The following is a 22,421-nucleotide window of genomic DNA, read 5'->3' as shown; positions in this document are numbered from 1 at the left end:
AATGTTGCGCCCTGACAACACGCATGACCTTGCCGAGATCATCGGAACGGCAGTGCAGGAAAACCGCACGCTTGAAATACGCGGCGGCGGCGGCAAGACCGATTTCGGTGCTCCGCGCGCATGCGACGATGTGATCGACATGCGTGGGTTTTCCGGCGTTTCGCAATATGATCCGGCAGAACTGGTGCTGACAGCCGGGGCGGGCACGCAGCTGTCCGAGATTGAGTCACTGGTCGCGGGCGAGAACCAGATGCTGGCTTTCGAGCCGTGGGACTACGGCCTGCTGTGGAACAGGGGCGGCGTCGCCACCATCGGCGGCACGATAGCCGCAGGGATCGCCGGATCGCGCCGCGTCTCCATGGGTAGCGCCCGCGATCATCTGTTGGGGTTCGAAGCGGTGTCAGGGCGCGGTGAACGCTTTATCGCGGGCGGCAATGTGGTGAAGAACGTGACCGGCTTTGACCTGTCCAAGCTAGTGACGGGAAGCTGGGGACGGCTGGTGGCGCTGACGCAGGTAACGCTGAAGGTGGTCCCGCGCCCGCGCCTTGTCGCCTCTTTCGCGCTGGATGGGCTGAGCCCCGCTGCGGCACAGCGCGCGATGAACGTGGCAATGGGAAGCCAGGCAGAGATTGCCGCTGCCGCCTATCTGCCGGGCGACCCTTCGCAGACCGTGTTCAGGCTGGAAGGGATCGACCCCTCCATCGCCGCGCGCCGCCAGCTGGTGGCGGAAATGCATGCCGAGCTTGGTATGCTGCGACCTCTGAGCGAAGACGAAGGCGCACAATTCTGGGAACGCGTGCAACAGTTCGTGGCGCTGGGGGAAGACCAGCCGCTGTGGCGTATTCACCTGCCGCCCTCGCAAGGCGCTGCCATGGCCGAGAAGCTGGACCCGGCGGGCGAGGCCCAGTGGCACCTCGATTGGGCAGGGGCACTGTTATGGATTGCCACCTCTCTGGATGCCGACACCATCCGCGATGCCGCCGCTTCGGCAGGCGGACATGCCACGCTGGTGCGCGCCGATGCAACGATGCGCAGCCGCGTGCCTGCGCTTCATCCGCCCGCGTCCGGCGTAGCAAAACTTGAGAGCAAGGTGCGTGAGGCTTTCGATCCCATGGGGGTGTTCGCATCGGCACGGTTTGGTGGCGGGAAGAGTGCCCGTGCGGACTGAATTCACCGCAGAGCAACTGGCCGATCCGGCGATGGCAACGTCTCAAGGCGCGATCCGCAAATGCGTGCACTGCGGATTTTGCACGGCCACCTGCCCCACCTATGTCCTGCTGGGGGACGAGCTGGATAGCCCGCGTGGCCGCATCTACCTGATCAAGGATATGCTGGAAAACGCGCGGCAGCCAACGCCGCAGGTGGTGAAGCATATCGACCGCTGCCTGTCGTGCCTCGCCTGCGTCACGACTTGCCCGTCCGACGTGGATTACATGCATCTGGTGGATCACGCCCGCGCCTATATTCAAGAGAGATACGAGCGGCCTTGGCATGAACGTTTCGCCCGCAGCGTGCTGGCGTCTGTCCTGCCCCATCAGAACCGCTTTCGCATGGCCGCGGGGCTGGGCAATCTCTTCCGACCGCTGGCCCCGCTGCTGGACAAGGCCCGGTGGTCCCGCCCCTTCGCCGCGATGCTGCGCCTTGCACCGCGTGGCCTGCCCAGTGCGGCGCCCGAAACCACGCCGGAGGTTGCACAAAGCAAGGGCCGCGTCGCCATCTTGCAGGGGTGCGCGGAGCCTGTTCTGCGGCCCGAAACCCGCGCCGCGACGATGCGCTTTCTGGCCCGCGCAGGATACCAGCCGGTGCTGGCGTCGGGGGAGGGATGCTGCGGCGCGCTGGTGCATCACATGGGGCGAGAGGACGCCGCGCGCGAAGCCGCCCGCCGCAATGTGGATGCGTGGCATGCGGAGATCGCCGAGGGCGGTCTGGAGGCAATCCTGATCACGGCTTCGGGCTGCGGCACGATGGTGAAGGACTATGGCTTCCTGCTGCGCGATGATGCCGAATATGCCGAGAAAGCTGCGCAGGTCTCCGCCTTGGCGCGGGACGTATCGGAATTCCTGGCTGACATCGAATTGCCTGATGCCGTGCCCATGCCTGAAATCAAGGTCGCCTATCATGCGGCCTGTTCGCTGCAACACGGCCAGAAGGTGACGCGGGAACCAGTGCGATTGCTGGAGGAGGCAGGCTTCACCGTGCTGACTCCGGCGGAAGGGCATTTGTGCTGCGGATCGGCGGGAACGTACAACATTCTGCAGCCGGAAATCGCCACAACGCTGCGCGATCGCAAGGTCGCCAATATCGCTCGGTTGCAGCCTGACGTGATCGCTGCTGGCAACGTGGGGTGCGCCACGCAGATTGCCAGCGGCACCGCCATTCCGGTGGTCCACACCGTAGAGCTGCTGGACTGGGCCACCGGCGGCCCGCGTCCTGCGGCGCTTGCCAATCTGGAGTGTGATAGCACCATCTAGAGAACATACCGAAACAGCCTTGCCAGCACACGTTCTTGCATTTGTTCAGTCGAACGAATAGCAAAACGCAATGCGCGAGAAACTGATCCATGCGGCGATTGAGCGATTCGGGAAGCGCGGCTTCGATGCCGTGGGCACGCGCGAAATCGCCGCTGCGGTGGATACGCCCATGTCCTCCATCACCTATCACTTCGGCGGCAAGGAAGGGCTGTACCACGCCGCGGCGGAGCATATTTTCGATTACATGGTCGAGAAGGTCGGCGCCCTCAGGGTCGAACTGCCCGGCCCGTATGCAACCCCTCAGCAGCGCATTACCGCCGTGTGCGCACGTATATGCGCGGTGGGCGAATTCATGCTGAGCGAGCAGAGCGCACCGTTCGCCCTGTTCATCGGGCGCGAGCAGCAGGACCCGTCGCCCCATGTGCGCGAATTGATGCAGGCGAAGATCATGCCCTTGATCCGGCAGCTTGCGGCGCAGGTCGCCATCCTGCGCCCCGAACTTGCCGAGGCGGAGGCGAAAGCGGTCACCGTGTTCCTGTTCGGCATGGCGCTGACGCTGCGCCACTCGCGCGCGTCGCTGGGGCTGCTGCTGGAATGCGAGGATTTTGACGCAAACACGAAGGCCATGCTGCTGAATCAGCTGGAAAACTGCGCACGGGCCGTTCTCGCAGGAAAGGGCGCATAATGCTGCGCCGCGCCTTCGTTGCAACGCCGCTGATGATGCTTGGCGCCTGTGTCTCTCTGGCGCCGGAGGCGGAGATACCGGAGGCAGCGGCGCAGATCCCATTGGCCTATCAACCCGATACTCCAGCAGGGGAATACCGTCCTGCGGCATGGTGGGCCGGGTTCAACGATCCTGTGCTGAATTCCCTAGTCGACACCGCGCTAAGCGACAATTTCGATATCACACAGGCCGCCGCCAGGGCGCAGCGGGCCAGCGCGCAGGCGCGCCTCTCGCGCGCGGCCCTTTTGCCAACGCTGGATGCAACTGCCGGCTCCAGCTATTCAGATACGCCCGTGGCTGGCGGCGCTCTCGCCAACTTCCCCGGCGCGCCATCCCGCATCACCAATGAAAGCTATACGCTGGGCCTTGCTGCCGCATATGAGCTGGATCTGTTTGGCCGCGTGCGCAATGATCTGGGTGCCGCGCGCGCTGATGCGATTGCCAGCGAATATGATCTGCGCGCAGTGCGGCTGGCGACGGCGGCGGAGGTGATTTCCGCCTATTTCGATATCGTCGATGCCCGCTTCCAGATTGCCACGACACTGCAGAATATCGACGTTCTGGCAGAGCGGACCGACCGCACCGAAGACCGCTATCTGCGCGGGCTATCGCAAAGTTTTGAGCTGTATCAGGTGCGTGAACAGGCGCGCAGCCTGGAAGCCAGCCTGCCATCGCGCGAAATCGCGCTGTCTAATGCAGAAGGGCGGCTGGCCGTGCTGCTGGCCGATTATCCCGATACGCTTGCCACCACGCTGGACCAGCCGCTGTTGCCGCAGCTGGGGTTCGATCCGGTGCCCGCAGGCCTGCCTGTGGATCTGCTCGCGCAGCGGCCCGATGTGGCTGCCGCGTGGGAACGGCTGGAGGCTGCGCGCCTGCGCATCGGTGCGCGCCGTGCCGAGCGCTTTCCGGCATTGAGGCTGACGGCATCCACGGGCACGCAGGGCGCTTCGCCTGCCGGCGTGTTCGATGTGGGCCAGAACTGGCTGCTGCAATTGGGATCGAACCTTGTCGCGCCCATTTTCAATGGCGGGCGCGTGTCCGCCAATGTCGCCGCCGCGCGTGCCACTTATGATGAAGCTTCGGCCGCCTATGGCAAGGCCGTGCTGGGCGCTTATCAGGAAGTGACGACCGCCATCGAAGCCTATGAGGAGCAGCGCCAGCGATACACGCTTATCACTGCGCAGGCAGAGGAGGCGCGATCCACGCTGGATCTGCAGGCGCGGCGCTTCCAGTCGGGCATTGGCGATTACGTCGGCTATCTCGATACGCTGCGCAGTTCCTATCAGGTGGAAAGCAGCCTTTCCGCCGCCGCACGCGATGTCGCGCTGGCGCGGCTTGGCGTCCACCGTGCCCTTGGCGGAGACTGGTTTGCCGAGGGGACGGGCACCGCGCAGCCCGATATCGAAGAGGACATGGGTGAATGAGCAAGCAGGCTAGATGGGCGATCCTGCTCCTGATCGGTGCCGTGGCCATCGCGGCGCTGTTGATCGTCTTGCGACCGGAACCAGAGGAACAGGACGAGGTTGTGCCCGTCCCGCTGGTGCAAACCCAGCCATATGAAGTCTCCACCGGCGCGATCGATATCGACGGCAGCGGTACCGTGCAGCCGCGCGAGGAAGTGACGCTGGGAGCAGAGGTTGCGGGTAGGCTGGTCTACGTCAATCCCGCCTTTCAGGAGGGCAGCAGGGTACCGCGCGGGGCAGTGTTGTTCCGCATCGATCCTGCCGATTACAACAATCGCGTGCGCAGTGCGCAGGCGGATATCGCGGCGCAGGACGTTGCCGTTCTGCAAGCGCGCGAGGAAATGGCGATAGCCGAGGCGGAACTGCAACGCTTTGCCCAGCGCCAGTCGACGCGGGAGGCGCTGAACCGATCCATCGACAGCAATGATTACGCCGCCCGCATCCTCCCGCCAGAAGGGCTGGGCGATGGGCGATCACGGCAAGGCGGTGCGGACGCGGCAGAACCCAATATCCTGGCGACCAGAGAGCCGCAGCTGCGCTCTGCCCGCGCGGCGCGGGAACGGGCGCAGGCGCAACTGGCCGATGCCCGGCTGGCCCTTTCTCGCACCGTCGTGCGGGCGCCCTTTGCCGGCATCGTGCGCAGCGAGGATGCGTCTGTCGGCAGGCTGGTGCAGCCGGGCCAGTCGCTCGGCTCCATGGTGGCGAGCAGCCCCTATGAGGTGCGCATCTCTTTGACGGAGGCGGAGGCCAAGCTGGTGCCCGCCCTGTTCGCCGCCGGGGGCACGCGGGTGGCGGCCAAGGTTATGCTGGATTTCGGGGACACCACCTGGAGCTGGAACGCCTATGTCGATCGGGTTGACCCCATCCTTGATCCCGAAACACGAACGATCAATGTCTTCCTCCGCGTGCCGGACCCGGTGCGCGGCGGCGTGCCCGTGGTGGAGGGGGAGCAGGGCGATATCGGCGCCTCCCCGCCGCTGTTGCTGGGCAGTTTCGTCAGCGCCGCCATCAGCGGCGGCAGCGAACAGGCATTCGCGCGCATTCCGCTGAATGCCTTGCGGCCGGACAATGTGATCTGGGTTTTGCGCGGTGGGAAGCTGGCCATCATCCCTGTCGAAGTGCTCCAGCGCACCGATGATTTTGCCTATGTGACGGGAGACAAGCTTGGCGACAAGGGCTTCATCGTCACCAGCCCGCTGCGCACGCCGGTGGACGGTATGCCGCTGCGCACCGAAAGCGAAGGCGCATCGCAGTGACCGATCCCGCCGACCAGCCAGCCGAGGGATCGGGCGACAGTTCCGGTGATAACGCTCCGCTGGACAGATTCGGCAATCCGGCGGTTGATCGCGCGCGCGACAGGACGGGCATCATCGCCTTCATGGCGCGCAATGGCGTGGCCGCAAACCTGCTGTTGATCCTGATGCTGGTGGCCGGATACGCCGCCTATTCCCGCATCACGCAGGAGGTTTTCCCGGAAACGAGCCAGGACGCCATCACCATTACCGTCGCCTATCCCGGTGCCACGCCGGAGGAGGTCGAGCAGTCGATCGTCCAGAAGGTGGAAGAGGCCGTGCAGGCTATCGACGATGTGAAGAAGGTGGTGGGCACCGCTTCGGAAGGCGTGGGCCGCGTTCGGGTGGAGCTGGAAAACGGCGTCGATATCGATCGCGCGCTGGACGATGTGAAGGGAGAGATCGACCAGATCCAGACCTTCCCGCTGGATGCCGAAGAACCCGACATTCGCGAAAACACCACTCGCCAGAGCGTGCTGCGCATCGCGCTGTACGGCCAGGTGCCGGAGCGCACGCTGAAAGAGGCCGCCTACCAACTGGAGGACGCGCTCGCCGCGCTGCCCGAGATCAGCTATGTCGATACCACGGCGGTGCGCCAGTACCAGGTGTATATCGATGTGCCCCAAGAGCGTTTGCAGGCGCTGGGCCTGTCGCTCACCGATATCTCCCGCATCGTATCGCAAAGCAGCCTCGATAGTCCGGCAGGCTCCGTCGAAACCGGCCAGGAACAGGTGCGCGTGCGCACTGTGGGCCAGAATTACGACCAGCAGGATTTTGAAAACATCATCCTGCGCACCACGCCCGATGGCGCGATCCTGCGGCTGGGGGATATCGCCACGATTTCCGACGGGTTCGAGGATGCCGACCTGATCACCCGCTTCAACGGAGAGCCGGTGGCCTTCGTGGATGTGTACCGCACGTCGGACGAGCGCGTGCTGGACGTGGCAAATGCCACCAAGGATTACCTTGCAAACGAATCTGCCCGCGTGCTGCCGCAGGGCACCACATACGCCATCTGGGATGATGGTTCGGAACTGTTCAACGACAGATTGTCCATGCTGCTGAAAAATGCCGCCATCGGCCTTGTGCTGGTGCTGGCTGCGCTAACGCTGTTCCTGGACGTGCGGCTGGCGGCGTGGAGCGCGCTGGGCATCGGCGCGACCTTTATCGGTGCGATCTATGTGATCGAACTGATGGGCACGAGCATCAACATGTTCTCCCTGTTCGGCTTCATCATCGCCCTGGGGCTGGTGGTGGACGATGCCGTGGTGGTGGGCGAGAATATCTATTCGGAGCGGGAACGTGGCCGATCCGGCGTGGGGGCGGCCATTGCCGGGGCGCAGCGGGTGAAGGTGCCGGTGATCTTCGCCGTTGCCACCACCATCGTCGCCTTTTCCCCGCTGCTGGCCGTCGGCGGCACCATCGGCAAGGTGCTGGCCGATATTCCGCTGGTGGTGATTGCCGTGCTGGTGCTTTCTCTGATTGAGGCGCTGCTGATCCTGCCCTGCCACCTGTCCCACCTGCCCGCAGCGGGAGCGCAGACGAAAAACCGCGTGCTTGCGCGGTTTGAAAGCGTGCAGCGCGGGTTTGACAGGAAATTGCAGAATTTCATCGACGGCCCGCTGGATCGCGGCCTGAAATTCGCCGTGGACATGCCGTATCTCGTCCTGTCCGCATCGGTGGCGCTGCTGATCGTGATCGTCGCGCTGATACCCGGCGGCATCATCAAGGTGGCATTCTTCCCGCAGGTGGAGGCGGACGTCGTGTCCGCGAGTATAGAGATGCCCGCTGGCACATCCGTGGAACGAACAGCCGATGTTGCCGATCGGGTGGAACGAGCGGCAGAGCGTGCCCTTGAACGCTTCTCTGACGATGCCGAGGGTTATGACGACATCTTCGAGGCATCGTACACCACCATCGGCCTGATCTCCGCTGCGGCCAACCCGCTCGACAACAGCAGCACCTTGCAACCCAATGTCGCCAGCGTGCAGTTCAGCCTGACCGCCGCATCCGAGCGGGATTTCTCCGCCACGGATTTCGAGAAAGCGTGGCGCGAGGAAATCGGGCAGGTTCCCGAGGCGCGTTCCATCTCCATCAGTTCCAGCCTGATTTCCGCAGGCGCGCCTGTAAACGTGCGCGTTACGCATCCGGAACGTGAAGTGCTGGAAGAAGCCACCACCAGGCTGATGGCGGAGCTTGGCCATGTTGCGGGCGTTTTCGACGTGGAAAGCGATCAGGACGATGGCGTGCGGCAGGTGGACCTGACGCTGAAGCCGTCGGCCCGCACGCTGGGCATCACGCTGCAGGATCTGGCCGCGCAGGTGCGAGCGGCCTTCTTCGGGGCAGAGGCGGTGCGGGTGCAGCGCGGGCGCGAGGATGTGCGCGTCTATGTGCGCCTGCCCGAAAGCGAGCGCGATTCCGTGCCCGATATCGGCAACTACCGTGTCCGCGTGCCCGGAGGTCAGGTGCCGCTTTCCAGCCTGGCCGATATTGCGATCACCAATGCCCCCACATCCATTCAGCGCGAGGACGGCTTTCGCATTCACACGGTAACGGCCGATCTGGATCTTGAAGTTATCACCAGCCAGGAGGCGGCAAATCTGCTGCAGGGCGAAATCCTGCCGCGCATCCAGGCCGATTATCCCGGCCTGCAGTTCGAATTCGGCGGAGAGCAGGAGCAGCAGCAGGAAAGCTTCGGCGATATCGGCGGCGCGTTCCTGCTGGCGCTCGCCGGAATATATGCGCTGCTGGCGATTCCGTTTCGATCCTATGTCCAGCCCTTCATCATCATGGCGGCCATCCCGTTTGGCATGATCGGTGCGCTGATTGCGCATCTGCTGCTGGGCATACCGGTAGGGCTGGTTTCCCTGTTTGGCGTGATCGCTCTGTCGGGCGTAGTGATCAACGGCGGGCTGGTGATGATCGATTTCATGAATGAGAATCTGGCCGCCGGAATGCCGCGCAAGGATGCGATCATCGATGCCGCCAAATCGCGCTTCCGCCCGATTATTCTGACGGCGATCACCACCTTCCTTGGCGTGGCGCCGATTACCTTCGAAACCGATTTGCAGGCGCAGGTCTTGATCCCGATGTCCGCCAGCCTTGGCTTTGGCATATTGTTCGGCACGATCATCCAGCAGCTGCTGGTGCCGGCCCTGGCTATCCTGCAAATGCGCGCCGCAGACAGGTTCAAACGATGGTTTGGATCTGGCGGCGATGCCAAGCGGGATGACAGCATGAAGGACGCCGCTTCAGCCGCCGGATAATCCCCTGCGTCGCGGTGCTGGCGGATGCCCGCACATTGCGATAGCCTGCCCTCAGCGCCCGCAAAGCGGCGCACAGGGAGAGGGCGTGATGGACGATACGCAAACCGGCAGTAACAGCGATGCCGATGCGCGTCAGGCGGGCGTGCGAAAGGCCTATTGGCGGGCGAATATCCGCCTGCTTGCCGTGTTGATGAGCATCTGGTTCTCCGTCTCTTTCGGTGCCGGCATCCTCTTCCGCGATTTCCTCGACCAGTTCAGCATCGGCGGATATCCGCTGGGCTTCTGGTTTGCGCAGCAGGGATCAATCTATGTCTTCCTGATCCTGATCGCCATCTACGTGGTCGCCATGCACCGGATCGAGCGCAAGTTCGATCTGGACGATGACGATAGCTGAGGCGGGCAGGCTATGGACACGCAGACGCTGATCTACATTTTCGTTGGCCTGAGCTTCGCGCTCTACATCGCCATCGCCATCTGGAGCCGTGCTGGCTCCACCAGCGAGTTCTACGTCGCGGGCGGCGGGGTGAACCCGGTGGTGAACGGCATGGCCACGGCAGCAGACTGGATGAGCGCGGCCAGCTTCATCTCCATGGCGGGCCTTATCGCCTTCCTCGGCTATGACGGCAGCGTTTACCTGATGGGCTGGACCGGCGGCTACGTGCTGCTGGCGCTGCTGCTGGCGCCATATCTGCGCAAGTTCGGCGAGTTCACCGTGCCCGATTTCATCGGCACGCGGTACTATTCCAAGGCTGCACGTGTGGTGGCGGTGGTGTGCCTGATCTTCATCAGCTTCACCTATATCGCCGGGCAGATGCGCGGCGTGGGCATCGTGTTCAGCCGTTTCCTTGATGTGCCGATCCTGTGGGGCGTTATTATCGGCATGGGAATCGTGTTCATCTATGCCGTGCTGGGCGGAATGAAGGGCATCACCTACACGCAGGTTGCGCAATATTGCGTGCTGATCTTCGCCTATATGGTGCCTGCCTTTTTCATCAGTTTCCTCATCACTGGCAATCCCGTTCCGGCGCTGGGGCTGGGGAGCGAGGTGAACGATGGCAGCGAATTATTCGTGCTGCAGAAGCTGGACCTGGTGCTGACCGATCTTGGCTTTGCCGCCTATACCGATGGCTCCAAATCCACGATCGACATCTTCTGCATCACGATGGCGCTGATGGTGGGCACGGCGGGGCTTCCGCATGTGATCGTGCGCTTCTTCACCGTGCCCAAGGCATCCGACGCGCGCAAATCCGCAGGCTGGGCGCTGCTGTTCATCGCGCTGCTTTATGTGACGGCAGGGCCAGTAGGCGCTTTCGCCCGCCTCAATTTCATCGAGACTGTGAACGAGCAGGATTACGCCGATGCGCCCGAATGGTTCACCAATTGGGAAGCGAACGACCTGATCGCCTGGCGCGACAAGAACGGCGATGGGCGGATGCAATACAGGCCGGGCGACGCCTTCGAGGGTGCGCCGGTGTTCAGCGAGAGCGGGGAGGGTGCATCGGGCGAACGCGTGCTTGAGAATGCCGCCACCGAAAATGCGAACGAGGTCTATGTCGACCGCGACATCATGGTGCTGGCCAATCCCGAAATCGCCAATTTGCCCGGCTGGGTCATCGCGCTGGTGGCGGCGGGAGGACTGGCGGCGGCGCTGTCCACGGCGGCGGGGCTGCTGCTGGTGATATCCTCCAGCGTCAGCCATGATCTGCTGAAGAAGACGTTCCGGCCCCGTATTACGGAGAAGGGTGAACTGCTGGCCGCGCGGGTCGCGGCAACAGCGGCCATCGTGGTGGCGGGCTATCTCGGCATCTATCCGCCCGGCTGGGTGGCGCAGGTGGTGGCCTTCGCCTTCGGTCTTGCCGCCGCCAGCCTGTTCCCGGCGATCTTCATGGGCATCTTCTCCATGCGGATGAACCGCGAAGGCGCGATTGCCGGGATGGTGAGCGGGCTGGTCTTCACCTTTCTCTACATCGCCTGGTTCAAGCTGTGGGCACCTGCCGCCAATGTGGAGGCGAACTGGCTGCTCGGCATCTCGCCTGAGGGCATCGGCGTGGTGGGCATGGTGATCAACTTTACCGTCGCTATCGCGGTTGCGTCACTCACCAAGGCGCCGCCCGCCGATATCCGCGGCCTGGTGGAGAACATCCGCGTGCCGCGCGGGGCAGAGAATCCGCACATGCACTAGCGGGATCGATGCGGGAGGGCGGTCAGCGGTTCTGCCGCCCCTCGATCAGGCGATCCACCAGAGACGGGTCCGCCAGCGTGGAGGTGTCACCCAGCGCGCCGTAATCATTCTCCGCAATCTTGCGCAGGATGCGGCGCATGATCTTGCCGCTGCGGGTTTTCGGCAGGCCATCGGTGAAATGCAGGTGATCGGGCGTGGCGACAGGGCCAATTTCCTTGCGCACCTGCTGTTTCAATTCGGCATAGAGTTCGTCCGATGCCTCCACGCCTTCCATCGTGGTGATGTAGCAATAAATGCCCTGTCCCTTCACATCGTGCGGGTATCCCACCACGGCAGCCTCCGCCACCTTGGGATGCAGCACCAACGCGCTCTCGACTTCGGCCGTGCCCATGCGGTGGCCCGACACATTGATCACATCGTCCACGCGGCCCGTGATCCAGTAGTAGCCATCTTCGTCACGCCGACAGCCATCGCCGGTGAAGTATCGTCCCGGGAAGGTGGAGAAATAGGCTTCGATAAAGCGGTCATGATCGCCGTAGACGGTGCGTGCCTGTCCCGGCCAGCTGGCGCTGATGCACAGATTGCCATCCGTCGCGCCTTCCAGCGGCTGGCCTTCGTTATCGACCAGCAGCGGTTGCACGCCGAAGAACGGCTTGCCCGCGCTGCCCGGCTTCATGTCGTGAGCATAGGGCAGGGTGGTGATCATGTGGCCGCCGGTCTCGGTCTGCCACCATGTGTCGACAATGGGGCAGCGGCTCCCGCCCACCACTTCATAATACCAGCGCCAGGCTTCCGGATTGATAGGCTCGCCGACGGTGCCGAGGATGCGCAAGGACGAGCGATCATGCTTCGTCACCCAGTCATCGCCTTCGCGCATCAGTGCGCGGATGGCGGTGGGGGCGGTGTAGAAGATATTGACCTTGTGCTTTGCGATCACGTCCCAGAAGCGGCCGTGATCGGGATAGTTCGGGACGCCTTCGAACACCACGCTGGTGCCTGCATTCAGCAGTGGGCCGTAAGTGACATAGCTGTGGCCGGTGACCCAGCCAATATCGGCGCTGCACCAGAAAACCTCGCCTGGCTGATAGTCGAAAGTGTAGTGGAAAGTGGCCGCAGCCCACAGCGCATAGCCGCCCGTGGTGTGCAGCACGCCCTTGGGCTTTCCGGTGGAGCCGGAGGTGTAGAGGATGAACAGCGGGTCTTCCGCGCCCATTTCCTCACACGGGCAGTCGGCATCGCTGGCGACATCGTGATACCAGTGGTCCCGCCCCTCGGTCATGGCGATCTCGCCGCCCGTGTGACGCACCACCAGCACGCCGTCCACCTTCACGCCGTCATGGTCCAGCGCGGCATCGACATTGGCTTTCAGTGGAATTGTCTTGGTGCCGCGCAGCCCCTCGTCCGCAGTGATGACGAAGCGGCTTTCGCAAGCCTCCAGCCGGCCTGCCAGTGCTTCGGGAGAGAAGCCGCCGAACACCACGGAATGGATTGCCCCGATGCGTGCGCAGGCGAGCATCGCCAGCACGCCCTCGATCACCATCGGCATATACAGCGTGACGCGGTCACCCTTCGCAACGCCCATGGCTTTCAGCGCATTGGCCATCTGCACCACTTCGCCATGAAGCTGCGCATAGGTGAGGCTGCGCGATGGAGTGGCGGGATCGTCCGGCTCGAAGATCAGGGCCACACGCTCCGCATGATCGGGCAGGTGGCGATCCACGCAATTGTGGCAAAGGTTCAGCGATCCATCGGCAAACCACTTGATATCCACGGGATCGAAAGACCATTCGCCCGCCTTCGATGGCTCCTGATACCAGTCGAGGCGCTTCTTCGCTTCCTCCAGCCAGAAGGCATCCGCATCTTCAGTGGAGCGCTGGTAACGCGCCTTGTATTCCTCCGGCGTGCAATGTGTATCCGGCGAATTTGCTGGTGTGCGGACGATGGTGCTCATGAAAACTGCCTCTCCTTTACCTGCCTATCTAATAGGCGTGGCCAAGGGGGCAAGTTCGCAAATCACGGCGCGTCGGGCTGGTTGTCCGGATGGGCACGCTGGAAGGCGGGCAGGGCAAGGCAGGCCTCTTCGATCCGCACCATGCGCGGGCTGCCTTCTAAATCGTAATCGAACCGGCGCGCGTTATACAGTTGCGGGATCAGGACGACTTCGAACAGGCCCGGCGTATCGAACAGGAAATCGCCTGTTTCCAGCTGCTCCAGCCGCTGCTCCACCGGCACCAGCGTCTTGGCAAGAAAGTGGCGATACCAGGTGTCGATCTCTTCCTGCGAATGGCCCAGCTCGTTCTTCAGATACTTCAGAACCGGCAGGTTTAGGGGCGCATGCAGTTCTGTGGCGATGGCATAGGCAAGTTCGCGCGCGGTGAAGCGGTCTTCGGTCTGCATGGGCAGCAGCGGAGCATCGGAAAAACGTTCGTCCAGCCATTCGATTATCGCCATGCTCTGCGCGCGGTCGCGGCGATCATATTCCAGCATGGGAACGGAGGCGAAGGGATTGCGAGAGGTGAAGGCCTCTCCCTTTTGCGCGCTTTCCAGCAGGTTTACCGGGTCCTGCTCATAAGCCAGACCCTTCAGTTCCAGCGCGCAGCGCAGGCGATAGCTGGTAGAGCTCCGCCAGTATCCATAAAGCTTCATCGGCACCTCCTGCGGTTTCACACGTTGCAACCCTACGACCATTGCCAAAAACGGCCAAGCGGGGCATGAGGCCTGAAAACAAGTTTCAGGTGAGACTAAACGGATGCACTACCAGACGGGATTTCTCAACCATTTTGCCACTGAGGCAATAGAAGGCGCGCTGCCCGAACGGCGCAACAGCCCGCAAATCCCGCCTTTTGGCCTTTATGCAGAGCAGTTCAGTACCACCGCTTTTACTGCGCCACGCGCCGAGAACCGTCGCAGCTGGCTCTATCGCATTCGCCCCACAACCGCGCACGGTGCCTTTCGCCCCTATCAGGGGGCGCCGCACCTTCGCGCTGCCGATGGCATGTACACCACGCCCAATCGCCTGCGCTGGGATCCCCTGCCCATGCCGGAAGGGGCGGTGGATTTCATCGATGGCATGGTCACCTACGGCGGCAATGGTGATCCGTCAGAGAGCGGCATTGGCATCCACTTGTATGCCGCCACTGCCAGCATGGATACGCGCGCCTTCCAGAACAGCGATGGCGAAATGCTGATCGTGCCGCAGCAGGGTGAACTGCATCTGATTACAGAGCTGGGCCGGATGGAAGTGACGCCCGGTTTCATCGCCCTGATCCCGGCGGGCATGCGCTTTCGCGTGGAACTGGCCGGTCCGTCGCGCGGCTATATCTGCGAGAATTTCGGCGCGCCCTTCCGCCTGCCCGATCTTGGCCCCATCGGCGCAAACGGCCTTGCCAATCCGCGCGATTTTGAAACGCCGGTCGCCTGGTTCGAAGATCGGGACGAGGATTTCGAGATCGTCCAGAAATTCAACGGCACGCTGTGGACCACCACTATAGACCATTCTCCATTCGATGTGGTGGCCTGGCATGGCAACACCGCGCCCTGCCGATATGATCTGGCGCGTTTCAACGTGATGGGCACGGTCAGCTTTGATCATCCCGATCCTTCCATCTTCACCGTTCTCACCAGCCCATCAGACACGCCGGGCACCGCCAATTGCGATTTCGTGATTTTCCCGCCGCGCTGGATGGTGGCGGAGGATACTTTCCGCCCGCCGTGGTTTCATCGCAATGTGATGAGCGAATTCATGGGCCTGATTCACGGTGTGTATGATGCCAAGGAAGGCGGCGGCTTCGCGCCGGGCGGCGCTTCCTTGCATAACCAGTTCAACGGCCACGGCCCGGATGCACAAAGCACGCGCAAGGCGATGGAAGCGGACCTCAAACCGACCAAGATCGATGATACGCTGGCCTTCATGTTCGAAAGCCGCGCGATCATCCAGACCACGCAGTTTGCCATGACGGGCAACTTCCTCCAATCCGATTACGATGCCTGCTGGGAAGGCTTCGAGAAAGCGAAACTACCATGACCATCGAAACCGATTTCACCCATGATCCCGACGCAAAAAGCTGGGTGGAAAGCGCCAATGGCCATCCCAGTTTCCCGGTTCAGAACCTGCCGCTGTGCGTATTCTCTCCCCCAAGCGGCGGCGAGCCGCGCGGCGGCATTGCCATCGGGGACATGATCCTGGATCTTGTCGACATTGCCGACATGCTTGAACTGGATGCCGCAACTGCCGCGCAATTGGCCAGCGGGCCAAAGCTGAACGATCTTCTGCAACGCGGGCCGGACATGATGCGCGCGCTGCGGCACGGCGTGTTCGAACTGCTGACCGATGACACCGACAAAAAGACGATAGAACCGGCCCTGCACAAGGCCGATGATTGTCACCTGTATGTGCCTGTCACCATCGGCGATTACACCGATTTCTATACCGGCATCCATCATGCGGAGAATATCGGCAGCCTGTTCCGGCCCGATAATCCGCTGCTGCCGAATTATAAATACGTGCCCATCGGCTATCACGGGCGATCATCCTCCATCCGCCTTTCGGGCAAGGATGTTCATCGTCCCAGCGGGCAGAAAAAGCCTGCGCAGGATGGCGCGCAGCCCGATTTCGGGCCGAGTGAGCGGCTGGATTATGAAATGGAGATGGGCATCTGGATCGGGCAGGGCAACGGCCTTGGCCAGCCCATTCCCATTCACAAGGCCGAGGAGCATATTGCTGGCATCTCGATTTTGAACGATTGGTCCGCCCGCGATATTCAGGCGTGGGAATATCAGCCGCTGGGGCCGTTTCTGGCCAAGAATTTCCACTCCACCATTTCTCCGTGGATCGTGACGATGGATGCGCTGGCGCCTTTCCGCACGGCCCAGCCGGCACGCCCCGATGGCGATCCCGCTCCGCTGGAATATCTAATGGATGACAATGACCAGCAGAACGGCGCGTTCGGCGTGACGATGGATGTCTACATCAGCACCGCCAAGATGCGTGAAGATGGCGATGAACCTCACCAGTTGAGTACCGGCCCGATGACATCGATGTACTGGACGGCGGCGCAGTTGGTTGCCCATCACTCCGTTGGCGGATGCAACATGCAGCCGGGAGATCTACTGGGCACGGGCACGCTGACCAGCGGCGAAGAAGGCGGCGAGGGCAGCCTGATCGAACTAACCGAGGGCGGAAAGAAGCCGATCACCCTTCCCAATGGAGAGACGCGCACCTTCTTGGAAAACGGCGACGAGATCATCATGACCGCCTATGCCGAAAAAGCCGGTTATGCGCGCATCGGGATCGGTGAATGCCGGGCGGTGATCACGGGGTGATCGCCGTTATTATGCGCGACCGGCGCGGAGATTGCTGGTTGGCGGAGATGTAAAGCCACGCTTGGGCGCGCCGAAGTTTCGTCGGTATTGCGCAGAACCGTGCGCGCACCATCTCCTGTACAAAGGAGACACTTCATGATCGAAGTTCGCAAGTTCGATACGCTGGGTAAGGCCGATCACGGCTGGCTCAAGGCCAATTTCCATTTCTCTTTCGCGCAGTATTTTGATCAGCGCCGCATGCATTGGGGCGCGCTGCGCGTGTGGAATGACGATATCATCGCCGCACGCTCCGGCTTTCCGCCGCACGGGCACGAGAATATGGAGATCATCACCTACGTCCGCAAAGGTGCGATCACGCACAAGGACAGTCTGGGCAATGAAGGCCGGACGGAGGCGGGCGATGTGCAGGTGATGTCCGCAGGCACCGGCATCCAGCATGCCGAATACAATGTCGACGACGAGGAAACGCATTCCTTCCAGCTATGGATCGTGCCGGACAGGCAGGGGCACAAACCCAGTTGGGGCACCAAGACCTTCCCCAAGGATGCCCGGTCCGGCAAGTTCGATGTGCTGGCCAGCGGGCGAGAAGGCGATGCCGACGCGCTGCGTATCCAGGCCGATGCCCGCGTACTTGGCGCCACTATCGCAGCGGGCGAAACCGTTGAATATGATCTTGGCGGCCGCAAGGGTTATCTGGTGCCTGCCACGGGAAAGCTGGAGATTGATGGCGAAGTGGCCGATGCCCGCGATGGGGTGGCCATAGCCGATCTGGATACCTTGCGCGTTAAGGCGCTGGAAGACAGCGAAGTGGTGCTGGTGGATACCAAGTAGCGCCGCCGCCGTGCCGATTGACGCGCTGGCGCCTATTCGTGTCGCAGCGCGTCAATCGGGTCCAGCTTGCTGGCACGGTGGGCCGGGTAATAGCCGAATACGATGCCCATGATGGCGGAGAATACAAAGCTCAGGCCGTTCACCACCGGATCGAAGATGAAGGGCAGATCGGCAGCGCCCGCCAGCAGGATAGACAGGCCAAGCGCCAGCAATATGCCCAGCAGGCCGCCGAAACAGCACAGCACCACGGCCTCTGTCAGAAATTGCAGGCGCACTTCACGCGCCAGCGCGCCAATCGCCAGCCGAATGCCGATTTCGCGGGTCCGCTCCGTCACGGAAACCAGCATGATGTTCATGATGCCGATGCCGCCCACCAGCAGGCTGATCGCGGCGATCATGGTCACCACGGCAGTCATCGTGCCGGTAATGTTGTTCACCGTGTCGCTGATTTCTGCCGTGTCGACGATGTTGAAATTGTTGTCCTCACCCTCCTGGATCACGCGCCGTTCGCGCAGCAGGTCTATCAATTGCTGCTGGATCGTTGCCGTCGAATAGGTGGGATCATATTTCACCACGAAGAACTGCACATTGTCCGCATTGCCGATGAAGCGGCGCTGCACGGTTTTCAGCGGCATGAACACCACGTCATTCGCATCGCCGTTGCCAACCGAGTTGCTGCGCTCCTCTATCATGCCGATCACCTGGCAAGAGACGTTGCCGACGCGCATGTTCTCGCCGATCACCTCGTCGGCAACGAAGATTTCCTCGACCACCTTGGGGCCAATAACGCACACGCTGCCGCCGCGCGCCTCGTCCTCTTCATTGAAGCCGCGGCCTTCCGCGATTTCAATCGACTGAGCCTCGAAAAACTCCGTATCCGCGCCTTCCACGCTGGTGGACCAGTCCTGCCCATTGTGAAAAGCCGTGGCATTGGTGCTGACAGAACCCGCTGCATTAACCACGCCCGCAATCTGGTTCTCGACAGCGCGAATATCCGCGTCATCGAAGGGGGGCGGGGCCGTGTTGGGATCGGTACGGGTGGGGAATACGATAAAGACATCGGAGCCGAGGCCCGAAACCTCTTCCTGCACGTCTGCGGTCAAGCCGCGGCCCAGCGTCACCATCGTGATAACCGCGGCCACGCCGATGATGATGCCCAGCGTGGTGAGGAAGCTGCGCAAAAGGTGGCGGCGTATCTCACGCAAGGCCAGCAGGAATGTTGCCCCGATCATGCCCAGCATCAGGCGTGCTCCCCGCCGGGCGCATGCACATGGGACTTCAGGCCGCGATCGATCCGCTCCACCAGACCATCGCGGAAATGCACGATGGTCTTTGCAAATTGCGCCATTTCCTCTTCATGCGTCACCATCAGTATGGTGATGCCCGTCTTGTTGAGATCGGTGAGCAGCTCCATGATCTCCAGCGAACGTTCCGTGTCGAGGTTGCCGGTAGGCTCGTCCGCCAGTAGCACATCGGGATCGGTCACCAGCGCGCGGGCGATGGCCACGCGCTGTTGCTGTCCGCCGGAAAGCTCTGCCGGGGTGTGATCCGCCCATGGCAGCAGGCCGACCAGATCGAGAGAGCGTTCGGCAGCTTCGCGGCGCTGCTTCTTCTTTTCACCGCGATAGAGCAGTGGCAGTTCCACGTTTTCCAGCGCGCTGGTGCGGGCCAGCAGGTTGAAGCCCTGGAACACGAAGCCGAGATAGCGCCGACGCAGCAGCGAACGCTGATCCCGCGCCAGATCCTGCACCTCAACCCCGCGAAAACGAAAGCGCCCGGTGGTGGGCACATCCAGGCAACCGAGGATGTTCATCGTGGTGGACTTGCCGGAGCCGGACGGACCCATCACCGCCACGAAATCCCCCCGATCGATAGACAGGTCCACGCCCTTCAACGCCTGGAACGCGGCAGCGCCCTGGCCGAAGGTTTTGGTGATGCCTTCCATCTCGATCAGGGCCTCAGCCGCGCGCCCGTTTCTGGCGGCATCCGCTTCGGTCAGGGGCGGGCTGGCAGTGCTCACTGCTGGGCAGCCCTGATGCCGGTGACCACTTTCATGCCCACTTCCAGATCATCGGAGGTTACCACGGTTTGGCGGCCATCGCTTTGCCCGGTTACCACCTCGATGGATTGCAGCGTTCCATCCGGCTGCACCACATACACGGTCTGGCGGCTGCCCACGCCGATGGTGGCATCGTCATTGCCTTCAAGGCCGAAGCTCTGCGGGCCGAAGATGCCGCCTTCTTCCTTTTCCTCGTTCGGATCGAACCGCAGGGCGCCGTTGGGCACCAGCATGGCATTGCCGGTGTTAGTGGTGGCGATGGTGGCCGTGGCCGTCATGCCGGGGCGCAGCAGTCCTTCATCATTGGCAACCATCAGGCGCGCTTCGTAGCTCACCACCTGGTTGCCCTGCTGCTGTTGCTGGCTGTTCAGGGCGATGTTGTTGGAGGCAAGATCCACCCGCTCCACCACGGCGGGAAAGCGGCGGCCGGGATAGGCATCCACGGTGAAGGCGGCCTTCTGGCCGGGCTGCACCTGGCCCACGTCAGCCTCGTCAATGTCCACGCGCAGCTGCATGGTGGCAAGGTTTTCCGCCAGCACGAACAGTGTAGGCGTGTTGAAGCTGGCAGCCACAGTCTGGCCCGGTTCCACCTGCCGCGCCAGCACCACGCCCGCCACGGGGGAGCGGATCACGGCCCGATCGTTATTGGTCTGCGCGCTGGAAAGCTGGGCCTGCGCGCTGGAGACATTGGCGCGGGCGCTGGCAACGGCGGCGCGGCCCCGGTTCACGGCGGCTTCCGCTTGCTCCATCTCCGCCTTGGCAGGCACGCGGCCACCGGACAGGCGGCTGACTTCGCGCAGGCGTTCAAGCTGGGCAAGATCGGCATCCAGCGTGGCCTGCGCCTGCAACACCGCAGCGCGCGATGCGTTGAGGTTGGCGCGGCTTTGCGTGATCTGATCCTGGATGACATCGGTGTTGATCCGCGCCAGCACCTGCCCGCGCGACACGATATCGTTTACGTCCACCAGCACGGCATCCAGCCTGCCGGACACTTCGGAGCCGACTTCCACCTGATTGGTGGGGCGCAGATTGCCCGTTGCCGTAACGGTGAGGTCCAACGAACGCTCTTCCACCTCCGCCGTGATGTAATCCGGGCCCGTCTCGTCTTCGGAGAACACCGTGGACAGCAGGATCAGCAACAGCACAATGGCCGCCACCACCCACACCCAGCGCCGCTTGTACCATTTGCGCGGTTTGCCAGTGTCCAGATATTCGCCGATGTCCTGCTCGGTTTCGGGGTCGGTCTGGCTCATTGGGCGGTCCTGTCGTTATCCGCAGGGGCGCTGCTGGCCACCGGCGGGAGATCGTAATCGGAAATGGTCCATCCGCCGCCCAGCGCCTGCGTCAGGCGGACAAAGGCGATGGCACGGTCGGCCTGGGCGGAAACCAGCTGGTTGCGCGCGGACAGCAGCTGGTTCTCTGCCGTCAACAGCGTGCGAAAATCGGTGAGGCCCGCCTGATACTGGCTGCGCGCCAGCAGAGCGGAATTGTCGGCGGCATCCAGCGCTTCCTCGTTGATGGCGACGCGTTCATCAGACGTGCGCTGATCGACAGCGGCGGTTTCAACGTCTTCCAGCGCATTCAGGATCGTCTGTTCCCAGGCCGCCAGTGAAGCCTCGGCCCCGCTTTCCGCAATGTCGACCTGCGCGGCGGTTCTGCCGCCATCGAATATCAGCTGGCTGACGCCGGCGAACAATCCGCCGGTGATGATGTCAAACAGGTTTCCGCCCGTGACAGGGCCGGTGCCGATATTGCCGGACAGTCGCACCAGCGGCAGCAATTGGGCGCGGGCCACGCCGATGCGCGCCGTGCTGGCAACCAGCGTGGCCTCTGCCGAACGCACATCGGGGCGGCGGCGCAGCACTTCGGCAGGCGCTTCGAACCCGGCCAGCAGCGGCGGATCGGGAATCGGTTGCGGCTCGCTTGCCTCGATTGCATCCAGCACACGGCCCGGTGCCTCCCCGATCAGGGTGGAGATGGAATTGGCGGTCGCGTTCAGATTGCTTTCCAGCAGCGGGATCGTGGCGGCGGTCTGCGCGCGCTGCGTGCGGGCCTGCTCCACATCCAGGCTGGAGACGAGGCCCGCCTGGTTACGCCAGTTGGCGATTTGCAGATTATCGTCCTGATAGGCCAGCGTGGACCGCGCAATCGCCAGCTGTTCTGCCGTGGCGCGGGCGTTGATCGTGGAAATTGCCACCTGTCCCACGATCAGGCGCTGCAGATCCGCCAGCGAATATCCTTGCGCGACAAGTTCTCCGCGAGCGGCGGCGACATTGCCAGAGATCTGGCCAAACAGGTCCAGCTCCCACGCTGCATCCGCGCCAAGGGAAAATTGCACGTCATCGCGGGCCAGATCGCCAACATCGCGATTGACCCCGCCTGTGGCCGAAACGGACGGGAAATAACCCGCCCGCGCCTGCACCAGCGAAGCACGCGCCTGCTTCAGCCGCGCAGCGCTTTGCGCGAGATCGCGGTTCTCAACGATAGCCTGCTCTACGAAATCGGTAAGCAGCGGATCGCCCAGAAGCGTCCAGTATTCGGTAAGATCGGTGCTGACGGGTGCAGGATCGGCAATCTGCCAGTCGGCAGGCACAGCGATCCGGGGTTCCGCGACATCGACTGCAGGAGTGGAGCAGGCACCAAGGGCCAGCAGCGAACCTGCGATCACGGTCACCCGCCATGCCTCGATGCGGCACGAATTACCGACCATCCCCACGAATACTCCCCACTGTGACAGAAATATGCCTAGTCTATAGTTTCAATTGTTCCAACCGCATGCTTGTATCGAAAAGCAACTCGTTTCATGGCGTG

17 protein-coding genes are annotated in these 22,421 nt (G+C 62.6%); 11 read left to right on the top strand and 6 right to left on the bottom strand.

The annotated features are described in order from the left end of the window. The first annotated feature begins 1 nt into the window (after window position 1). The 8 genes from glcE to GRF63_RS11950 all read left to right on the top strand — a co-directional run bounded on the left by glcE (window position 2) and on the right by GRF63_RS11950 (window position 11,398). Complete coding sequence (glcE, locus tag GRF63_RS11985; RefSeq protein ID WP_160486209.1) at window positions 2–1,168, top strand: glycolate oxidase subunit GlcE; 1,167 nt, start codon at window positions 2–4, stop codon at window positions 1,166–1,168. After that, entirely contained in the window at window positions 1,158–2,471 is a 1,314-nt protein-coding gene (gene glcF, locus GRF63_RS11980) for a glycolate oxidase subunit GlcF (RefSeq protein WP_160486208.1), read from the top strand. The genes glcE and glcF overlap by 11 nt, the downstream gene beginning before the upstream one ends. Before the next feature lie 70 nt (window positions 2,472–2,541). After that, the gene (locus GRF63_RS11975) at window positions 2,542–3,156 is read left to right on the top strand and encodes a CerR family C-terminal domain-containing protein (RefSeq protein WP_160486207.1); all 615 of its coding nucleotides are present in this window, start codon (window positions 2,542–2,544) and stop codon (window positions 3,154–3,156) included. Next, entirely contained in the window at window positions 3,156–4,619 is a 1,464-nt protein-coding gene (locus GRF63_RS11970; protein WP_160486206.1) for an efflux transporter outer membrane subunit, read from the top strand. The genes GRF63_RS11975 and GRF63_RS11970 overlap by 1 nt, the downstream gene beginning before the upstream one ends. Beyond that, window positions 4,616–5,914: an efflux RND transporter periplasmic adaptor subunit gene (locus GRF63_RS11965; RefSeq protein WP_160486205.1), complete on the top strand. Its 1,299-nt coding sequence runs from the start codon at window positions 4,616–4,618 to the stop codon at window positions 5,912–5,914. Before GRF63_RS11970 ends, GRF63_RS11965 begins: the two co-directional genes overlap by 4 nt. Continuing rightward, window positions 5,911–9,216: an efflux RND transporter permease subunit gene (locus GRF63_RS11960; RefSeq protein WP_337189658.1), complete on the top strand. Its 3,306-nt coding sequence runs from the start codon at window positions 5,911–5,913 to the stop codon at window positions 9,214–9,216. Before GRF63_RS11965 ends, GRF63_RS11960 begins: the two co-directional genes overlap by 4 nt. Before the next feature lie 88 nt (window positions 9,217–9,304). Further along, window positions 9,305–9,610: a DUF4212 domain-containing protein gene (locus tag GRF63_RS11955; RefSeq protein ID WP_160486204.1), complete on the top strand. Its 306-nt coding sequence runs from the start codon at window positions 9,305–9,307 to the stop codon at window positions 9,608–9,610. A 12-nt stretch (window positions 9,611–9,622) separates the two neighbouring features. Further along, the gene (locus tag GRF63_RS11950; protein ID WP_160486203.1) at window positions 9,623–11,398 is read left to right on the top strand and encodes a sodium:solute symporter family protein; all 1,776 of its coding nucleotides are present in this window, start codon (window positions 9,623–9,625) and stop codon (window positions 11,396–11,398) included. Between the two features lie 22 nt (window positions 11,399–11,420). On the opposite strand, the gene acs is transcribed toward GRF63_RS11950, so the two are convergent. Together acs and maiA are read right to left on the bottom strand one after the other, a co-directional pair. Then, on the bottom strand, window positions 11,421–13,349 hold the full coding sequence (gene acs / locus GRF63_RS11945; RefSeq protein ID WP_160486202.1) for an acetate--CoA ligase: 1,929 nt from the start codon (window positions 13,347–13,349) through the stop codon (window positions 11,421–11,423). A 62-nt stretch (window positions 13,350–13,411) separates the two neighbouring features. After that, the gene (maiA, locus tag GRF63_RS11940; RefSeq protein WP_160486201.1) at window positions 13,412–14,044 is read right to left on the bottom strand and encodes a maleylacetoacetate isomerase; all 633 of its coding nucleotides are present in this window, start codon (window positions 14,042–14,044) and stop codon (window positions 13,412–13,414) included. A 103-nt stretch (window positions 14,045–14,147) separates the two neighbouring features. On the opposite strand from maiA, the gene hmgA reads away from it, so the two are divergent. The 3 genes from hmgA (at window position 14,148) to GRF63_RS11925 (ending at window position 17,551) form a co-directional block, all read left to right on the top strand. After that, a complete protein-coding gene (gene hmgA, locus GRF63_RS11935; RefSeq protein WP_160486200.1) occupies window positions 14,148–15,422 on the top strand; it encodes a homogentisate 1,2-dioxygenase in 1,275 nt (424 codons plus the stop codon). Continuing rightward, window positions 15,419–16,720 (top strand): fumarylacetoacetase, encoded by a 1,302-nt coding sequence (fahA, locus tag GRF63_RS11930; RefSeq protein ID WP_160486199.1) that lies wholly within the window; start codon window positions 15,419–15,421, stop codon window positions 16,718–16,720. The genes hmgA and fahA overlap by 4 nt, the downstream gene beginning before the upstream one ends. A gap of 135 nt (window positions 16,721–16,855) precedes the next feature. After that, a complete protein-coding gene (locus GRF63_RS11925; protein ID WP_160486198.1) occupies window positions 16,856–17,551 on the top strand; it encodes a pirin family protein in 696 nt (231 codons plus the stop codon). A gap of 32 nt (window positions 17,552–17,583) precedes the next feature. Here GRF63_RS11925 and GRF63_RS11920 read toward each other — a convergent pair whose 3' ends face one another. The 4 genes from GRF63_RS11920 to GRF63_RS11905 all read right to left on the bottom strand — a co-directional run bounded on the left by GRF63_RS11920 (window position 17,584) and on the right by GRF63_RS11905 (window position 22,320). Beyond that, complete coding sequence (locus GRF63_RS11920) at window positions 17,584–18,783, bottom strand: ABC transporter permease (RefSeq protein ID WP_160486353.1); 1,200 nt, start codon at window positions 18,781–18,783, stop codon at window positions 17,584–17,586. Window positions 18,784–18,791: 8 nt separating this feature from the next. Beyond that, complete coding sequence (locus GRF63_RS11915) at window positions 18,792–19,496, bottom strand: ABC transporter ATP-binding protein (protein ID WP_160486352.1); 705 nt, start codon at window positions 19,494–19,496, stop codon at window positions 18,792–18,794. 71 nt (window positions 19,497–19,567) lie between these two features. After that, window positions 19,568–20,863, bottom strand: a complete 1,296-nt coding sequence (locus GRF63_RS11910; RefSeq protein ID WP_160486197.1) for an efflux RND transporter periplasmic adaptor subunit — start codon at window positions 20,861–20,863, stop codon at window positions 19,568–19,570. Then, on the bottom strand, window positions 20,860–22,320 hold the full coding sequence (locus GRF63_RS11905; RefSeq protein ID WP_160486196.1) for an efflux transporter outer membrane subunit: 1,461 nt from the start codon (window positions 22,318–22,320) through the stop codon (window positions 20,860–20,862). Before GRF63_RS11905 ends, GRF63_RS11910 begins: the two co-directional genes overlap by 4 nt. Window positions 22,321–22,421: the final 101 nt, after the last annotated feature.

It is taken from the genome of Aurantiacibacter rhizosphaerae, from assembly GCF_009807005.1.
GTDB classification, from domain to species: domain Bacteria; phylum Pseudomonadota; class Alphaproteobacteria; order Sphingomonadales; family Sphingomonadaceae; genus Alteraurantiacibacter; species Alteraurantiacibacter rhizosphaerae.
The sequence above is the reverse complement of the archived record's forward strand: the minus strand, read 5'-3'. Positions and strand labels throughout refer to the sequence as shown.

Bases quoted from the DNA above. Each gene is read 5' to 3' on its own strand.
- glcE (WP_160486209.1), top strand. From the start codon at position 2: ATGTTGCGCCCTGACAACACGCATGACCTTGCCGAGATCATCGGAACG.
- GRF63_RS11975 (WP_160486207.1), top strand. From the start codon at position 2,542: ATGCGCGAGAAACTGATCCATGCGGCGATTGAGCGATTCGGGAAGCGC.
- GRF63_RS11970 (WP_160486206.1), top strand. From the start codon at position 3,156: ATGCTGCGCCGCGCCTTCGTTGCAACGCCGCTGATGATGCTTGGCGCC.
- GRF63_RS11965 (WP_160486205.1), top strand. From the start codon at position 4,616: ATGAGCAAGCAGGCTAGATGGGCGATCCTGCTCCTGATCGGTGCCGTG.
- GRF63_RS11955 (WP_160486204.1), top strand. From the start codon at position 9,305: ATGGACGATACGCAAACCGGCAGTAACAGCGATGCCGATGCGCGTCAG.
- GRF63_RS11950 (WP_160486203.1), top strand. From the start codon at position 9,623: ATGGACACGCAGACGCTGATCTACATTTTCGTTGGCCTGAGCTTCGCG.
- acs (WP_160486202.1), bottom strand. From the start codon at position 13,349: ATGAGCACCATCGTCCGCACACCAGCAAATTCGCCGGATACACATTGC.
- maiA (WP_160486201.1), bottom strand. From the start codon at position 14,044: ATGAAGCTTTATGGATACTGGCGGAGCTCTACCAGCTATCGCCTGCGC.
- hmgA (WP_160486200.1), top strand. From the start codon at position 14,148: ATGCACTACCAGACGGGATTTCTCAACCATTTTGCCACTGAGGCAATA.
- fahA (WP_160486199.1), top strand. From the start codon at position 15,419: ATGACCATCGAAACCGATTTCACCCATGATCCCGACGCAAAAAGCTGG.
- GRF63_RS11925 (WP_160486198.1), top strand. From the start codon at position 16,856: ATGATCGAAGTTCGCAAGTTCGATACGCTGGGTAAGGCCGATCACGGC.
- GRF63_RS11920 (WP_160486353.1), bottom strand. From the start codon at position 18,783: ATGATCGGGGCAACATTCCTGCTGGCCTTGCGTGAGATACGCCGCCAC.
- GRF63_RS11915 (WP_160486352.1), bottom strand. From the start codon at position 19,496: ATGGAAGGCATCACCAAAACCTTCGGCCAGGGCGCTGCCGCGTTCCAG.
- GRF63_RS11910 (WP_160486197.1), bottom strand. From the start codon at position 20,863: ATGAGCCAGACCGACCCCGAAACCGAGCAGGACATCGGCGAATATCTG.
- GRF63_RS11905 (WP_160486196.1), bottom strand. From the start codon at position 22,320: ATGGTCGGTAATTCGTGCCGCATCGAGGCATGGCGGGTGACCGTGATC.